The 15,000-nt window shown below is 64.3% G+C and carries 15 protein-coding genes and 2 rRNA genes (1 of these 17 only partly in view); 7 read left to right on the forward strand and 10 right to left on the reverse strand.

All coding sequences use genetic code 11. The features are described from left to right. Positions 1-260: 260 nt before the first annotated feature. From G015_RS0100005 to G015_RS0100020, 4 genes are all read right to left on the reverse strand, one after another. The gene (locus G015_RS0100005) at positions 261-866 is read right to left on the reverse strand and encodes a DUF3501 family protein (protein WP_018137814.1); all 606 of its coding nucleotides are present in this window, start codon (positions 864-866) and stop codon (positions 261-263) included. Positions 867-906: 40 nt separating this feature from the next. Then, positions 907-1,209 carry an encapsulin-associated ferritin-like protein gene (locus tag G015_RS0100010; RefSeq protein ID WP_018175389.1) on the reverse strand — a complete coding sequence of 101 codons (303 nt, stop codon included), beginning with the start codon at positions 1,207-1,209 and terminating at the stop codon, positions 907-909. A 64-nt stretch (positions 1,210-1,273) separates the two neighbouring features. Further along, a complete protein-coding gene (locus G015_RS0100015) occupies positions 1,274-2,626 on the reverse strand; it encodes a heterodisulfide reductase-related iron-sulfur binding cluster (protein WP_020145961.1) in 1,353 nt (450 codons plus the stop codon). A gap of 156 nt (positions 2,627-2,782) precedes the next feature. Continuing rightward, complete coding sequence (locus G015_RS0100020) at positions 2,783-3,202, reverse strand: rubrerythrin family protein (RefSeq protein ID WP_018137817.1); 420 nt, start codon at positions 3,200-3,202, stop codon at positions 2,783-2,785. Between the two features lie 262 nt (positions 3,203-3,464). On the opposite strand from G015_RS0100020, the gene G015_RS0100025 reads away from it, so the two are divergent. From G015_RS0100025 to queD, 4 genes are read left to right on the forward strand one after another with little or no spacing between them, the layout of a single operon-like run. Then, positions 3,465-3,737, forward strand: a complete 273-nt coding sequence (locus G015_RS0100025; protein ID WP_018175387.1) for an exodeoxyribonuclease VII small subunit — start codon at positions 3,465-3,467, stop codon at positions 3,735-3,737. Between the two features lie 9 nt (positions 3,738-3,746). Continuing rightward, positions 3,747-4,640: a (2E,6E)-farnesyl diphosphate synthase gene (gene ispA / locus G015_RS0100030; RefSeq protein ID WP_018137819.1), complete on the forward strand. Its 894-nt coding sequence runs from the start codon at positions 3,747-3,749 to the stop codon at positions 4,638-4,640. 12 nt (positions 4,641-4,652) lie between these two features. Continuing rightward, on the forward strand, positions 4,653-6,554 hold the full coding sequence (dxs, locus tag G015_RS0100035; protein WP_018175386.1) for a 1-deoxy-D-xylulose-5-phosphate synthase: 1,902 nt from the start codon (positions 4,653-4,655) through the stop codon (positions 6,552-6,554). Between the two features lie 43 nt (positions 6,555-6,597). Next, the gene (queD, locus tag G015_RS0100040) at positions 6,598-6,981 is read left to right on the forward strand and encodes a 6-carboxytetrahydropterin synthase QueD (protein ID WP_018137821.1); all 384 of its coding nucleotides are present in this window, start codon (positions 6,598-6,600) and stop codon (positions 6,979-6,981) included. A 209-nt stretch (positions 6,982-7,190) separates the two neighbouring features. On the opposite strand, the gene G015_RS0100045 is transcribed toward queD, so the two are convergent. The 3 genes from G015_RS0100045 to G015_RS0100055 form a co-directional block, all read right to left on the reverse strand. After that, positions 7,191-8,609, reverse strand: a complete 1,419-nt coding sequence (locus tag G015_RS0100045) for a PhoH family protein (protein ID WP_018137823.1) — start codon at positions 8,607-8,609, stop codon at positions 7,191-7,193. A gap of 82 nt (positions 8,610-8,691) precedes the next feature. Further along, complete coding sequence (locus tag G015_RS0100050; protein ID WP_018137824.1) at positions 8,692-9,168, reverse strand: peroxiredoxin; 477 nt, start codon at positions 9,166-9,168, stop codon at positions 8,692-8,694. Positions 9,169-9,216: 48 nt separating this feature from the next. Next, the gene (locus G015_RS0100055; RefSeq protein WP_012981824.1) at positions 9,217-9,771 is read right to left on the reverse strand and encodes a glycine cleavage system protein R; all 555 of its coding nucleotides are present in this window, start codon (positions 9,769-9,771) and stop codon (positions 9,217-9,219) included. A gap of 218 nt (positions 9,772-9,989) precedes the next feature. Between G015_RS0100055 and dapA the strand changes: the two genes are divergently transcribed. From dapA to G015_RS0100070, 3 genes are all read left to right on the forward strand, one after another. Further along, on the forward strand, positions 9,990-10,868 hold the full coding sequence (gene dapA / locus G015_RS0100060; protein ID WP_018993529.1) for a 4-hydroxy-tetrahydrodipicolinate synthase: 879 nt from the start codon (positions 9,990-9,992) through the stop codon (positions 10,866-10,868). 8 nt (positions 10,869-10,876) lie between these two features. Further along, positions 10,877-12,043: an outer membrane protein assembly factor BamC gene (bamC, locus tag G015_RS0100065; protein WP_038038411.1), complete on the forward strand. Its 1,167-nt coding sequence runs from the start codon at positions 10,877-10,879 to the stop codon at positions 12,041-12,043. A 184-nt stretch (positions 12,044-12,227) separates the two neighbouring features. Continuing rightward, positions 12,228-12,944, forward strand: a complete 717-nt coding sequence (locus G015_RS0100070; RefSeq protein WP_018994598.1) for an MBL fold metallo-hydrolase — start codon at positions 12,228-12,230, stop codon at positions 12,942-12,944. 44 nt (positions 12,945-12,988) lie between these two features. Here G015_RS0100070 and G015_RS0100075 read toward each other — a convergent pair whose 3' ends face one another. The 3 genes from G015_RS0100075 to G015_RS0100085 all read right to left on the reverse strand — a co-directional run. After that, positions 12,989-13,201, reverse strand: a complete 213-nt coding sequence (locus G015_RS0100075) for a hypothetical protein (RefSeq protein WP_018175380.1) — start codon at positions 13,199-13,201, stop codon at positions 12,989-12,991. 111 nt (positions 13,202-13,312) lie between these two features. Then, positions 13,313-13,428, reverse strand: a 5S ribosomal RNA gene (gene rrf / locus G015_RS0100080). Positions 13,429-13,547: 119 nt separating this feature from the next. Then, positions 13,548-15,000, reverse strand: a 23S ribosomal RNA gene (locus tag G015_RS0100085); it runs 1,427 nt beyond the window's last position.

The following is a 15,000-nucleotide window of genomic DNA, read 5'->3' on the forward strand; positions in this document are numbered from 1 at the left end:
AGCGAGTTTCAGCGCCGCCGGCCCGAGGGCCCTGGAGCAAGGTCCCCGGGCGGAATCCGGGTGCCCTTCTTTGGGTACTTTCTTGGGCAAGCAAGAAAGTACCTCGGGGTGCGCTGCCGAGACAGCGCAGGCTGGCGGCCGGACGAAGGCACCGTAAACACCGGATGCCGAACCAGGGCCAGCCTGAACAGCCACAACGTAAGTCGGAAACGAAAAAGGCGCCCGGAGGCGCCTTTGGTGAAGCGGGCAAAAAGGCCGCGTCAGTTGACGGCGTCGAGGTCGGATGCGAGCGATTCGCGCGCACCCTCGGCGACGGCGTCCAGCCGGTGGCTGTAGTTCTCGTGCTCCACCCCGATGGCAATGGCCGCACCGGATTTCGCGGCGGAGACCATCTCCGGGGTCAGCTCGAAGCGCAGGAAGTGGACCGACGAGGTCTTGTCGTCGGTCTCCCGATCCAGGTCCTCGTTCGCGATCGGGTAGACCTTGTCGTGGCCTTCGACCTGAACGTAGGTCTTGCGCTCGATCCCGATCAGCTTGGACAGCTGCACCTTGCGCTCGTCCACGTCCGGGTATTCGACCATCATGGTCGCCTTCCAGTTGGAACCGTCCGGGATCAGCGGATTGTAGGCGTCCAGCTCGTCCTGGATGCCTTCGGCATCGAAGATCTTTTCGACCCGCAGCATCTCCTGGATCTGGTACTGCATGGTCTTGCGATCCTCGAAGTGCAGGGTCACGGCCGGGCCCACCTGCACCACGCGATTGCGCTTGTGCTGCATGACCTCGTTGCGAAACTGGGGCCGCACCTCGTGGTACTTCTCCAGCGAATACAGGTCGTTTCGACTCAGCTTGTCCACACTTGCCTCCATCTCGATACCTCCGTCACGTCGGACTGGTCCGCGGGACCCCTCAGTGGTCGTGGTGTCCCTTCTTCGTGTAGTCCTTGTCGGACCAGAGGTTGTCTTTCAGTTCGTGGTCGAACACCGGGTTATGGCGACGGATCCACTCCAGCACCATTGCCGCGTGTTCGATCTCTTCGTCGCGGTTGTGCGCGAGGATTGCCTTGAGTTCCTCGTTCTTGCAGGCATCGATGCGCTGCTGATACCAGTCCACCGCCTCGAGCTCTTCCATCAGCGAGACGATGGCGCGATGCATCTCGCGCGACTCGTCGCTCAGTTCCTCGACGGGTTCGTGGTAGCTGTCACTGGCCATTTCGTGTCTCCATCCGCGGCGCCTCGGCGGGCGTACGTCGTGTTCTGGTAACCGATACCCGGCGCTACAGCCCGTAGGCCTGGCGCAGCAGGGTCAGCGGGTGTTCGGGCGCCTTGTCCTCGCCCTTGCCCTGCAGTCCGTTCTCGATCATGTGCCCGGCCATCGGGCAGTCACTCGAGTAGTGATCGGACTCGGCCTTCTGCACCCGGTTCACCACCGGACGACAGATCTTGGCCGCAGTCTCGTAGAACTCGCTCTTCACGCCATAGGTACCGTCGTGCCCGGAGCAGCGTTCGATCACGTCGATCTCGGTATTCGGCACAAGCTTCAGCAGGTCGCGAGTCTTGAGCCCCATGTTCTGCACCCGCAGGTGGCAGGCCGCGTGGTAGGCGATCTTGCCGAGCTTCTCGGGGAAGTCGGTGTTCAGCTTGCCTTCCTTGTGGCGCTCCATCAGGTACTCGAACGGGTCGAAGATACGATCGCGTACAGCGGCGACATCGGGCTCGTCCGGGAACATCAGCGGCAGTTCCTGCTTGTACATCAGCACGCAGGACGGGACTGGCGCGACAATGTCGTAGCCTTGGTCGATCATGCGCTTCATCGCCGGGATGTTCGCATCCTTCGCGGACTCGACGGCCTTCAGGTCGCCCAACTCGAGCTTGGGCATGCCGCAGCATTGCTCCTTCTCGACCAGGGTGACCTCGATGCCGTTGTGCTCGAAGACCTTGACCAGGTCCTCGACCAGGTGCAGCTCGTTGTAGTTGCCGTAGCAGGTGGCGTAGAGCGCTACCTTGCCCTGGGTGGCACCGGCCGGCTCGGGGTTGCTCACTCCCTTGGCAACCTTCGCCATGCGCGAGCGACCCTTGCTCGAGTGGTATTCAGGGACCGGGGCATCCGGGTGCACGCCCATAGTCTTGTCCAGCACCTTGCGCATCGCGCCGGTCTTGTTCGCGGCGTTGACTACGCCGGCAACCACCGGGATGCCCGCCAACTTGCCGACGGTATCGGTGCTGGACATGAACTTGTGCGCGGCCTTCGCTCCCTCTTTCTGGAAACGCACGGCCTTGGCACGCAGCATCAGGTGCGGGAAGTCGACGTTCCATTCATGCGGGGGCACGTAGGGGCACTTGGTCAGGTAGCACAGATCACACAGGTAGCAGTGATCCACCACCTTCCAGTAGTCCTTCCGATCAACGCCGTCGACCTCCATGGTCTCGGATTCGTCGACCAGGTCGAACAGCGTGGGGAAGGAGTTGCAGAGGCTGACGCAGCGCCGGCAGCCATGACAGATGTCGTAGACCCGCTCCAGCTCGGCGAACAACGATTCCTCGTTGTAGAACTCGGGATTCTTCCAGTCCAGCGGATGGCGGGTCGGGGCTTCCAGACTTCCTTCACGTTGGTGCGTCGGCGCAGACATGCATCCCTCCGGTATCCGTATCAGTGACGATGCTTCGAGGGAAACACGGAACAACATGCGAACGCAGCCGCAGGGCTGACTTCACAGGCTGTTCCGTACCTCCCGGAAAACGGGGCCGGCGTAGCGGCCCCGCGTGCTTCCGTTACTACCGGACAATCAGTCGTCCAGCTGGTCCAGGGCCTTCTGGAAGCGGTTGGCGTGGGAACGCTCCGCCTTGGCCAGGGTCTCGAACCAGTCGGCGACTTCGTCGAAGCCTTCGTCGCGGGCGGTCTTGGCCATGCCCGGGTACATGTCGGTGTACTCGTGGGTCTCACCGGCAACGGCGGTCTTCAGGTTCGCGGCGGTGGGGCCGAATTCCAGGCCGGTGGCCGGGTCGCCGCAGCTCTCGAGGTACTCGAGGTGACCGTGGGCGTGGCCGGTTTCACCTTCGGCGGTGGAACGGAACACGGTCGCGACGTCGTTGTAGCCTTCCACGTCCGCCTTGGAAGCGAAGTACAGGTAACGACGGTTGGCCATCGATTCGCCGGCAAAGGCCTCCTTGAGGGCTTCTTCGGTCTTGCTACCTTTCAGTTCCATGGGTCTCTCCTCTTGCTGGTTAGGATCCACACACCGGTACGGCCGTTGTGCGGATCGGGCATTTAGACTTTGTCTAAAACACTTCGAAACTCTAGTTAGCACCCGGTCGCATGTCAACCGATTGCCCCGCTGACCGTGGGGGCACGGTCACGAAACTCAAGCCCCCGGCCGCCCGGCTTCTTTCCTCGCCGCGGCGGATCGGATACTTTCTCACCTTTTAGCCCCCGCGATCCAATAAGAACCCAACACGTAATCCGACACCATGACCGACACATCCACCGACAGCCCCGCCGAGTTCGAAGCCAGCCTGGAGGCCCTGGAGGCCCTGGTGGCACGGATGGAGTCCGGCGAACTGGGCCTGGAACAGTCGTTGGAGGAATTCCAGCGCGGCATGGAACTGGTCGGCCGCTGTCAGAAGGCGCTGGACGACGCCCAGGCACGCATCGAGAAACTCGCCAGCGAGCCTTCTGCGGAGGGTGCCGCGTCCGGGAGCGCACCGGACACCCCCACCGATCCCGACGACGTCCCATTCTAGGACCCGGCCTTGAGCATTCCAGATCCATCCGAGGCGCTGAAGGCCTATCAGCGTCGTATCGAGACCGTACTCGACCAGCGGCTCGCGGCCGACTCTTCCCCGGACCCGCGACTAATCGAGGCCATGCGCTATGCCACGCTCTCCGGTGGCAAGCGCCTGCGCCCAGTCCTGGTATACGCGGCCGGGGCCACCTGTAACGCCCCCGATGACGCGCTCGATGCGATGGCGGCGGCCGTGGAGATGGTCCATGTCTACTCGCTGATCCACGACGACCTGCCGGCGATGGACAACGACGACCTGCGCCGTGGCAGGCCCACCTGCCACCGTGCCTTCGACGAGGCCACCGCGATCCTCGCCGGGGATGCGTTGCAGGCCCGCGCCTTCGAGATCATGACCGCCGGCGTCCGCACCCTGCCCGGCACAGCCGGCCTGAATGCCCTGGCCGAGCTCGCCCACGCAGCGGGCCTGCACGGCATGGCCGGCGGCCAGGCCATCGACCTCGGCGCCTGCGGCAAGCCGATCGATCTGGCGGAACTGGAGCGCATGCACCGGCTCAAGACCGGCGCCCTGATCCGCGTGTCGGTGCGCCTGGGCGCAATCGCCGGTGGCGCCTCGGAGGACACCCTTGGCCACCTGACCCGCTACGCCGAATGCATTGGCCTGGCGTTCCAGATCCGCGATGACGTGCTCGACGTGGAGGGTGATCCGGAGGTGCTCGGCAAGGCCTGCGGGGCGGATGCCCGCCTGGACAAGGCGACCTTCCCCTCGCTGCAGGGCCTGGAGGCCTCGCGCGAACGCGCAGTGGCCCTGGTCGACGAGGCGCTGGACGAGCTGCAACCCTTTGGCCAGGAGGCGGACTTGCTTCGCTTCCTCGCGCGGTACATCGTCGACCGCATGAACTGACACGGCCTGCCCATGACCCCCACCCCCCTGCTGGATGCAATCGAATGGCCCGCCGACCTGCGGGCGCACCCGGCCTCGGAACTGCCGGGGCTGGCCGGCGAATTGCGCCAGTTTCTGATCGAGAGCGTCTCGCGCACCGGCGGCCATCTGGCCGCGAACCTGGGCACCGTGGAGTTGGCGGTCGCGCTGCACTACGCGTTCAATACCCCGGACGACCGCATCGTCTGGGATGTAGGGCATCAGGCCTATGCCCACAAGATCCTGACCGGCCGGCGCACCGGGATGGCCAGCCTGCGCCAGTACGGCGGGCTGGCCGGCTTCCCCAAACGCGCCGAGAGCGAGTACGACGCCTTCGGGGCCGGGCATTCCAGCACCTCGATCAGTGCCGCCGCCGGCATGGCCCTCGCCGCCAAGCACGCAGGACTTGACCGCCGCCATGTGGCGGTTATCGGCGACGGGGCGATGACCGCCGGCATGGCCTTCGAGGCGCTCAACCACATCGGCGATCTCGACTGTAATCTGCTGGTCATCCTGAACGACAACGACATGTCGATCTCGCCGAACGTCGGCGCGATGAACCAGTACTTCACCCGGCTGCTGTCCGGGCGGCTGTACAGCTCGGTGCGCGAGGGCTCCAAACGCATGCTGGAGTTCGTCCCGCCGATGAAGGCCTTTGCCGAGCGAGCCGAGGAGCACATGAAGGGCATGCTGGTGCCGGGCACGCTGTTCGAGGAACTGGGCTTTCGCTACTTCGGGCCGGTGGACGGCCATGACGTGAACGGCCTGGTATCGATCCTGAAGAACCTGCGCGGCGGTCACGGTCCGCAACTGCTGCATGTGGTCACACGCAAGGGACAGGGCTATGCCCCGGCCGAAGAGGACCCCTGCCGCTACCACGGGGTCTCCAAGTTCGAGCCGGAGAACGGGCTGACGCCCTCCGGGCCGAAGCCGCCCGCGTATACCGACATCTTCAGCCAGTGGCTGTGCGATCAGGCCACGGCCGACGACCGCCTGCTGGGCATCACCCCGGCGATGCGCGAGGGCTCCGGGCTGGTGGCCTTCTCCGAGCAGTTCCCCGAGCGCTACTTCGATGTCGGCATCGCCGAGCAGCACGCGGTCACGCTGGCCGCCGGCATGGCCTGCGAGGGGCAGAAGCCTGTGGTCGCGATCTACTCGACCTTCCTGCAGCGGGCGATGGACCAGGTGATCCACGACGTCGCCCTGCAGAACCTCCCGGTGCTGTTCGCGGTGGACCGCGCGGGGATCGTCGGCGCCGATGGCCCGACGCATGCCGGCACGTTCGATACCGCGCTGCTGCGCAGCGTCCCCAATATGCTGCTGATGGCCCCATCCAACGAGCACGAGTGCCGCCAGATGCTGTCCACTGGCTACGCCTACGAGGGCCCGGCGGCGGTGCGCTATCCACGCGGGGGCGGCCCCGGCGTCCTGCCGGAAGGGGGCAGCGAGGACCTGGAGACCCTGCCTGTCGGACGCGCCGAGGTCGTACGCGAGGGCCGAGGCCTGGCGATCCTCAGCTTCGGCGCGCTGCTGGAGACCGCCCTGGCCGCGGGCGAGGCGCTGGACGCCACCGTGGTGAACATGCGTTTCATCAAGCCGCTCGACACCGAACTGCTGGCGCGGCTGGCCGCCCGCCATGAAGGCTTCGTGACGCTCGAGGATCATGCCCGCGCCGGTGGCGCCGGCAGCGCGGTGCTGGAATGGCTCTCCGCCGAGGGCCTGACCCTGCCCTGCCAGGTACTGGGCATCCCGGACGTTTTCACCGAACATGGCTCGCGCGAACAGATCCTGGCCGACTGCGGCCTCGACACCGAGGGCGTGCTGGCCGCGATTCGCCACGCCTGCGGGCAGGAGAATTGCGCGGACGCCGGCGGCCGGATAGGCTTCGCGGGCTGATTTTTACCCCGCGACCACCAGCGTCGCCTGCCGGAATCGACCCATGAGCGCCCGTTACACCCTCCGCGTCCTGACCGACTTTGCCTCCGCGCATACCCTGCGCGATTACCCGGGGCAGTGCGCGAACATGCATGGACACAACTGGAAGGTAGAGGCCGAGGTTCAGGCCGAGACGCTGGATGACGCCGGCATGGCAGTGGACTTCAAGGTGGTCAAGACCGCCGCGCGCGAGATCGCCGGGCAGCTGGACCACCGCTATCTGAACGACGTCCCGCCGTTCGACACGGTCAACCCGACCGCCGAGCACATCGCACAGTGGTTCTTCCGCCAGATGGCGGAGCGCCTGAACCGCCCGGGCCTGCGCATGCACGCGCTGACCCTGTGGGAGACCGACCGCGCCTGCGTACGCTACAGCGAGGACGGCTAAGCCTCCCTCGCTTCACCACCCCCACGCCCCGCCACAAGCACCGTCATCGCGAGGAGCGAAGCGACGTGGCGAACTCCGTCCGGAACCATCCGCTTCCATAGCTGGCTCACCACCAGCTTCCGGAGGTTGCCGCGGCCCCTGCGGGGCCTCGCAATGACGGTGCCCGTTTCCCGCTCCGTTGCCGCCCCCAGGCGTGCCTTACCCGCCGTCTACAAATGATTCGAGGCATAGTCCGCCAGCCGCGAGCGCTCGCCGCGGGTCAGTGTGATGTGCCCGCTGTGGGTCCAGTTGCGGAAGCGGTCCACCACGTAGGTCAGGCCGGACGAGGTCTCGGTCAGGTACGGGGTGTCGATCTGTGCGATGTTGCCCAGCGCCACCACCTTGGTGCCGGGCCCCGCGCGGGTAACCAGGGTCTTCATCTGCTTGGAGGTCAGGTTCTGCGCCTCGTCCAGGATGATGTAGCGGCTCAGGAAGGTCCGCCCGCGCATGAAGTTCAGCGAGCGAATCTTGATACGGCTGGTCAGCACGTCGTTCGTAGCTGCCCGGCCCCAGTCGCCCGCGCCCTCGGACTTGGCCAGGACCTCGAGGTTGTCCATCAGCGCGCCCATCCACGGGGTCATCTTTTCCTCCTCGGTCCCGGGCAGGAAGCCGATGTCCTCGCCCACCGGGACCGTGACCCGGGTCATGATGATCTCCTTGTAGGTGTTGTCCTCCAGCGTCTGCGCAAGCCCCGCGGCCAGCGCCAGCAGGGTCTTGCCGGTACCGGCAGCCCCCAGCAGGGAGACGAAATCCACCTCCGGGTCCATCAACAGGTTCAGGGCGTAGTTCTGCTCGCGATTGCGGGCATTGATGCCCCAGACGCTGTGGCGCGGGGTCATATAGTCGTCCACCAGCTCGATCACTGCGGACTCGTTCGGCTGGTCGATCTCCAGCACGATCGCGGACAACGGATTCTCCCCCTCGCGGTAGACGAACTGGTTGGGCTGCCACTCGCTGACCAGGGGCCCGGTGACCCGGTAGTAGGTCCGGCCGGACTCCTGCCAGGAATCCATCTTGGTCCCGTGGGTCTCCCAGAAATCCGCCGGCAGTTCGGTCATGCCGGAGAACAGCAGGCTGACGTCGTCCAGGACCTGGTCGTTGTAGTAGTCCTCCGCGTGCAGGCCGATCACCGCCGCCTTGATGCGCAGATTGATGTCCTTGGAGACCAGGGTGACCGGGAGGTCCGACCACTCCGTCTTGAGTGCCTGGGCGGTGGCCAGGATGTCGTTGTCCGGGGTCGAGCCGGGCAGCGAGTCCGGCAGGCGCGAGGTCAGATTGCGGGTCTGAAAAAACAGCCGCCCGGAGGGTGCAAGCGTAGACTCGCTGAGCGATTCGGCCTGTAGCGGTAACCCGGCGGCAATCTGCTCGTGGGTCGCGCCACTCATCAATTCGTCGATAAAGCGCGAGACCTGGCGCACGTTGCGCGCGACCTCGGAGACCCCCTTCTTGCCACGGTCGAGTTCCTCGAGCACGACCATGGGCAGGAAGATGTCGTGTTCCTTGAAGCGGAACAGCGCAGTGGGGTCATGCATCAGGACATTGGTGTCCAGGACAAACAGGCGTTTCGGGTCCTCCGGTGTTTCGCTCATGGCGCCTCCGCGGCCGGGGTGAGTCGAAAACAAATGGGGCGAACGTCTACTGCCAGTACTCTCGAAGAATTCGCGGGGCGCCTCACTGGCCGGCCATCTCGCGTACCGCGGCCAGGACCTCGTCCACATGCCCCGGCACTTTGACCTTGCGCCATTCCCGGCGCAGCACACCCTGCTCGTCGATCAAGAAGGTGGAGCGCTCGATGCCGCGCACCTGCTTGCCGTACATGTTCTTCATCTTGATCACGTCGAACGCCTCGCACAACTGCTCGTCGGCGTCGCTCAGCAGGTCGAACGGCAGCTCCTGCTTGGCGCGGAAGTTCTCGTGGCTCTTCACGCTGTCGCGCGAGACCCCGAGGATGACCGCGCCGGTGGCGTCGAACGCGGCCTTGTTGGCCGCAAAGTCGCGGCTCTCGTTGGTGCAGCCCGGCGTGCTGTCCTTCGGGTAGAAATAGAGCACCACGATCTTGCCGCGAAAATCACCCGGGCCCAGGGTCTGCTCGCCGGTGGCGGGCACGCGAAGGTCTTCGGGAACGGTCTGGTCAATGGCGATCGTCATTAGGTGTCACTCCGTGTCGTGGTGGGGCCGGACGGCGCCGGATCGGAATCAGGCCTTGATCGGATCCAGCACGCCGTCCAGGTTCAGTTCGTCGCAAAAATCCATGAATTCGCCGCGCAGGCTGGCCAGGTGCTGTCCCGCCGGGATGTCCACCACCATGTTGGCGGCGAACATGCGCGCGCCCGTGTGCTGAGCGGTGTAGACGCGCGTCTGTACGTCACGCAGGTTCACACCACGGCTGGTGAAGAAATCGGCCAGGGCATTGACCAGCCCCGGGGCGTCCAGCGCGACCACGTCCACCGCATAGGCCATCGCGGGCTGGCTGGATTCATCCAGCGGCCCACGGCGCACGGTGATCGCGAGATCCAGCTCGGCCTCCAGCCGTTCCAGGCGGGATTCCAGCGTGGCGAGGGTCTTCCAGTTGCCGCTGGCGCTCAGCGCCATGCAGCAATAGCCGTCCAGGGTCGTAATGCGGCTGGACTCCAGGTTGCAGCCTGTATCGACGATGACACGCGTAACGCCGGCCACCAGGCCAGGCTGGTCGGGTCCGATCAGATTCAGGATCAGATGGGTGTGCGAGCCGGCCCCGACGACCTCAGCCATGCCGGCCCCTGGAGCGCAGAGCGCAGCCGGGCGGCCACTGGCCTGAGGCAATGCTGGACGGGTTGGATGCATCCACTGGCATGATGGCTGGGAACATACCACCTCGCCTGGGTGGCGCCAACGGTCCGGGCGCCATCCAGACGGGGTCTGCGCACGGCTTCTTGAACGCCTTGTCGCGCGCCCGTTAGACTGCACCATTACCGTCGCTGGAGGAGTCGATGTTTCAAGGCAGCATGGTCGCACTGGCGACCCCGATGCACGCGGACGGCAGTCTCGACTGGCCGGCGCTTGATCGGCTCCTCGAATTCCACATCGAGGCCGGAACCGACGCCATCGTAGCGGTCGGTACTACCGGCGAATCCGCCACCCTCGATTTCGACGAACACTGTGAAGCGATTGCCCATACGGTCAAGACCGTGGGCGGGCGTCTGCCGGTGATCGCCGGCACCGGCGCAAACTCCACGCGCGAGGCGATCGCGCTCACGCGCTGTGCCCGCGAAGCCGGCGCCGATGCCTGCCTGCTGGTATCCCCGTACTACAACAAGCCCACGCAGGAGGGCCTGTATCTGCACCACAAGGCCATCGCCGAGGCCGTGGATATCCCGCAGATCCTCTATAACGTTCCGGGGCGCACGGCCGTCGACATGCTCCCCGAGACAGTCGAACGCCTGGCCGAAATCCCGAACATCGTCGGCCTCAAGGAGGCCACGGGCAATAACGAGCGCACCGCCGAGCTTGTCCAGCGCGTGGGCGGCCGCTTCGACCTGTTCAGTGGCGAAGATGCGAATGGGCTGGCCTTTTTGCTGGCCGGGGGACAAGGGGTCATCTCGGTGACCGCGAACGTCGCCCCGGCGCTAATGGCCCGCATGTGCCGCGCCGTGCGCGAGGGACGCGCGGACGAAGCCCGCGAAATCAATCGCCAGCTGGATGGTCTGCATTCGGCCTTGTTCCTCGAAGCCAATCCCATCCCCGTAAAATGGGCCTTGCAGCGCATGGGGATGATAGAGGAAGGTATTCGCCTGCCCCTGACACCCCTTTCCGAACCGTTCCATGCACCGGTACTGGACGCGATGCGCCAAGCCGGCATTGAGGTCTGAGTCCGATCATGAAATTGCCTTTCAAGCCCTATCACTCCGCCACGCGCGCCACCCTCGCGATCGCCACGGGTCTCGCCGTCGCTGGTTGCGGAGGCTGGGGTGGTGATCGCCAGTCCGGCCCGGAATACGAAATGAGCCGGCAGATGGAGGACCTCGAAGTCCCGCCGGATCTGATCGCGCCAGACACCGAGCGGGCCTACCGCCTGCCCGATGACCCGGGCGGCCGCATCAGTGCCCGCGACATGCAGCAGGACACCGCCCAGCGCCAGCAACAACCCGCGCAGGCCCAGCCCGGCGCCCCGACCCGCACCGCCCAGGTACTCCCGGAGTCCGCCGAGGTGCAGCTCATGCGCGACGGAGGCACGCGCTGGCTCCAGGTTGACGGCGATCCCGGCGAGATCTGGGATCGACTGGTCGCCTTCTGGGACAGCCAGAACCTCCGCCTGGAACGCAACGAACCCCAAGTGGGCGTGATGCAGACCGAGTGGGCCGAAGACCGAGCCGGCATCCCGCTGCGCGGCACGCAGAACATCTTCGCCCGCGCCCTTGGCAACGTATACGACGCCAACACCCGCGACCAGTACCGGATGCGCGTCGAGCGCGTGAACGGACAGTCGGAAATCTACATCACCCATCGAGGTGCCGAAGAGCAGGCCGAGGGCCAGTCCTGGCGCTGGGCCATGCGCCCCTCGGACCCGGAGCTCGAAGCCGAGATGCTGAACCGGCTGCTCGTTTACCTCACCACCGGCGATCCGGGTGAAGGGGGCGCACGGGTTGCCGAGACCCTCGTCGACCGCCCGACCGAACTGCAGATGACGGAGCATGATGGTTCGCCCGCCCTGCTCCTGGGCGGTGAATATGAACGGGTCTGGCGCCAACTTGGCACCTTCCTGGACCGCGCCGGATTGCTGGTGGATGAACAGGACCGCCAGGCCGGCATCTACGAGGTCACCTACCGTCCCGACATGACCGGCGACCGCGACGAGCCCGGTTTCTTCGGCCGCATCTTCGGTCGCGGTGGAGATCGCAGGGAAAACGAGCGCTACCAGGTCCGGTTGGAGGATCGGGGCGATGGCGACCTCTTGATCGAGGCTCGCGACATTGAAGGCGACCGCCTGAGCGATCGCGACGCCGAGTTCGTGCTGGAGCGGATTCAGACTCAGATGCAGCGGTAAGCCACCCGGAGCCCGGGGCCACTCCAGCGAAGAAGCAGCGCCGGGGCGAAGCAACCTGCTCCCCCGTGGCGCCTAAGCCTGACAGCGTGCCCGGGTGGTCCACACGTCTACCCTGCATTCACCTTCGGAGCAGTGCGTGATCCGATTTTGTTCACTTGGCAGCGGGAGTGGCGGCAACGCGCTCGTGGTCGAGATCGGCTCGACCCGCCTGCTGGTGGACTGCGGATTTTCCGTACAGGAGATCGAGCGGCGCCTCGCACGTCAGGGGCTCGCGGCCACCGATCTCCATGGGGTGTTCGTGACCCACGAACACGGCGACCACCTGGGGTCCGCGCCGGCCCTCTCGCGCCGTTATGGCCTGCGCGTCTACGCCTCAGTCGGGACCCGACTGGCGGCACGCGACAGCGCATTTGCACACCTCGAAGAGATCCAGCCGGACCTCCCAGTCGAGCTGGACGACGCCCTGGTCATCCCCTATACAGTCCCGCATGACGCCCGCGAACCGACCCAGTTCGCCTTTTCCGACGGCGCGTCGCGCCTCGTCCTGATGACCGATGCCGGCCACATCTCGCCCCACATGATCGAGACGGCCTCCGGCGCCCAGGGCCTCCTTCTTGAATGCAACCACTGCCCGGAGATGCTCGCGTCCGGACGTTACCCTCCCAAGCTCAAGCGACGCATTGCTGACGGGTACGGACATTTGCCCAACCGCGACGCGACCCGCCTTCTTCAACGCGCCGACACATCCCAGCTGGAACACCTGATCGGCATGCACCTTTCGAGCGACAACAACCGCCCCGAACTGGCTGAACAGGCCCTGTGCGAGGGGGTCGGCGCCAGTCGCGACGAGATCGCGATCGCTTCCCAGGACCACGGGTTCGACTGGCGCTGCATCCGCTGAAGAGCACTTGTTCGCTATCAGAGCACGTCAATGCAGTCCAATTGCTAACGGCGCGACTCCCGCAGGAAATACACCCCACCCGCGATGAAGGCGAGCCCGATAATGGTCGCGACCGGCCCGCCAAACCCTGAACCTTCACGGGGCGCAATCGGAGTAAACGCCACCTCGCCTCCGAGAACCGCGTAGGCTCCGATCCCGATCAGCACCAACCCGACCGTCACCAAACCACCGTCTGTCCGCTTCTTGCCTCGAGCCATCTCTTAAAACCGTCTCTAGTCGCCGCGCACAACGCACCTCAGCATCATGCCTGCCGTGTCAGCCATAAAAAAAGCCCGGCCCCCATATTGGGAACCGGGCTTCGGATTAATGCCTGGCGGTGACCTACTCTCACATGGGGAGGCCCCACACTACCATCGGCGCAGAGCAGTTTCACTTCCGAGTTCGGGATGGGATCGGGTGGTTCCTACTCGCTATTGCCGCCAGACAAACTGGCCAGATCACCCAGCGCGTGCGCTGCGTCATCTGAATTCGGAATGCATTCTAGGTGATGTGTACAACAGTGATGTGTCAGACGAGACCAACCATCAACACCTTGGGTGTTATATGGTCAAGCCGCACGGGCAATTAGTACTGGTTAGCTGCACGCGTTACCGCGCTTCCACACCCAGCCTATCAACGTTGTAGTCTTCAACGGCCCTTTAGGGACCTCGAGGGTCCAGGGAGATCTAATCTTCAGGTGGGTTTCCCGCTTAGATGCTTTCAGCGGTTATCCCTTCCGCACATAGCTACCCGGCAATGCCACTGGCGTGACAACCGGAACACCAGAGGTGCGTCCATCCCGGTCCTCTCGTACTAAGGACAGATCCTGTCAAATCTCCGACGCCCACGGCAGATAGGGACCGAACTGTCTCACGACGTTCTAAACCCAGCTCGCGTACCACTTTAAATGGCGAACAGCCATACCCTTGGGACCTGCTTCAGCCCCAGGATGTGATGAGCCGACATCGAGGTGCCAAACACTGCCGTCGATATGGACTCTTGGGCAGTATCAGCCTGTTATCCCCGGAGTACCTTTTATCCGTTGAGCGATGGCCCTTCCATACAGAACCACCGGATCACTAAGACCTGCTTTCGCACCTGCTCGACGTGTCTGTCTCGCAGTTAAGCACCCTTATGCCTTTGCACTCGTCGCGCGATTTCCGACCGCGCTGAGGGTACCTTCGCACTCCTCCGTTACTCTTTGGGAGGAGACCGCCCCAGTCAAACTACCCACCACACACGGTCCCCGACCTGGATAACAGGCCTGGGTTAGAACTTCAAAATTGCCAGGGTGGTATTTCAAGGTTGGCTCCACTGAGACTGGCGTCCCAGCTTCAAAGCCTCCCACCTATCCTACACAAACAAGTTCAAAGTTCAGTGTGAAGCTGTAGTAAAGGTTCACGGGGTCTTTCCGTCTAGCCGCGGGTACACAGCATCTTCACTGCGATTTCAATTTCACTGAGTCTCGGGTGGAGACAGCGCCGCCATCGTTACGCCATTCGTGCAGGTCGGAACTTACCCGACAAGGAATTTCGCTACCTTAGGACCGTTATAGTTACGGCCGCCGTTTACCGGGGCTTCGATCAAGGGCTTCGCCGAAGCTAACCCCATCAATTAACCTTCCGGCACCGGGCAGGCGTCACACCCTATACGTCCTCTTTCGAGTTTGCAGAGTGCTGTGTTTTTAATAAACAGTCGCAGCGGCCTGGTCTCTGCGACCTCGACCAGCTCAGGGAGCAAGTCCCATCACCGGCCAAGGCGTACCTTCTCCCGAAGTTACGGTACCATTTTGCCTAGTTCCTTCACCCGAGTTCTCTCAAGCGCCTTGGGATTCTCACCCTGCCCACCTGTGTCGGTTTGGGGTACGGTCCCGCGTTAACTGAAGCTTAGAGGATTTTCCTGGAAGCAGGGCATTAGTCACTTCGCTCCCGTAGGAGCTCGTCATCGTATCTCAGGATTGTGTCCCCGGATTTGCCTAAGGACACTCCCTACATACTTAAACCGGACACCAACAGCC

This window comes from Thioalkalivibrio sp. ALJ15, assembly GCF_000383695.1.
GTDB lineage: Bacteria > Pseudomonadota > Gammaproteobacteria > Ectothiorhodospirales > Ectothiorhodospiraceae > Thioalkalivibrio.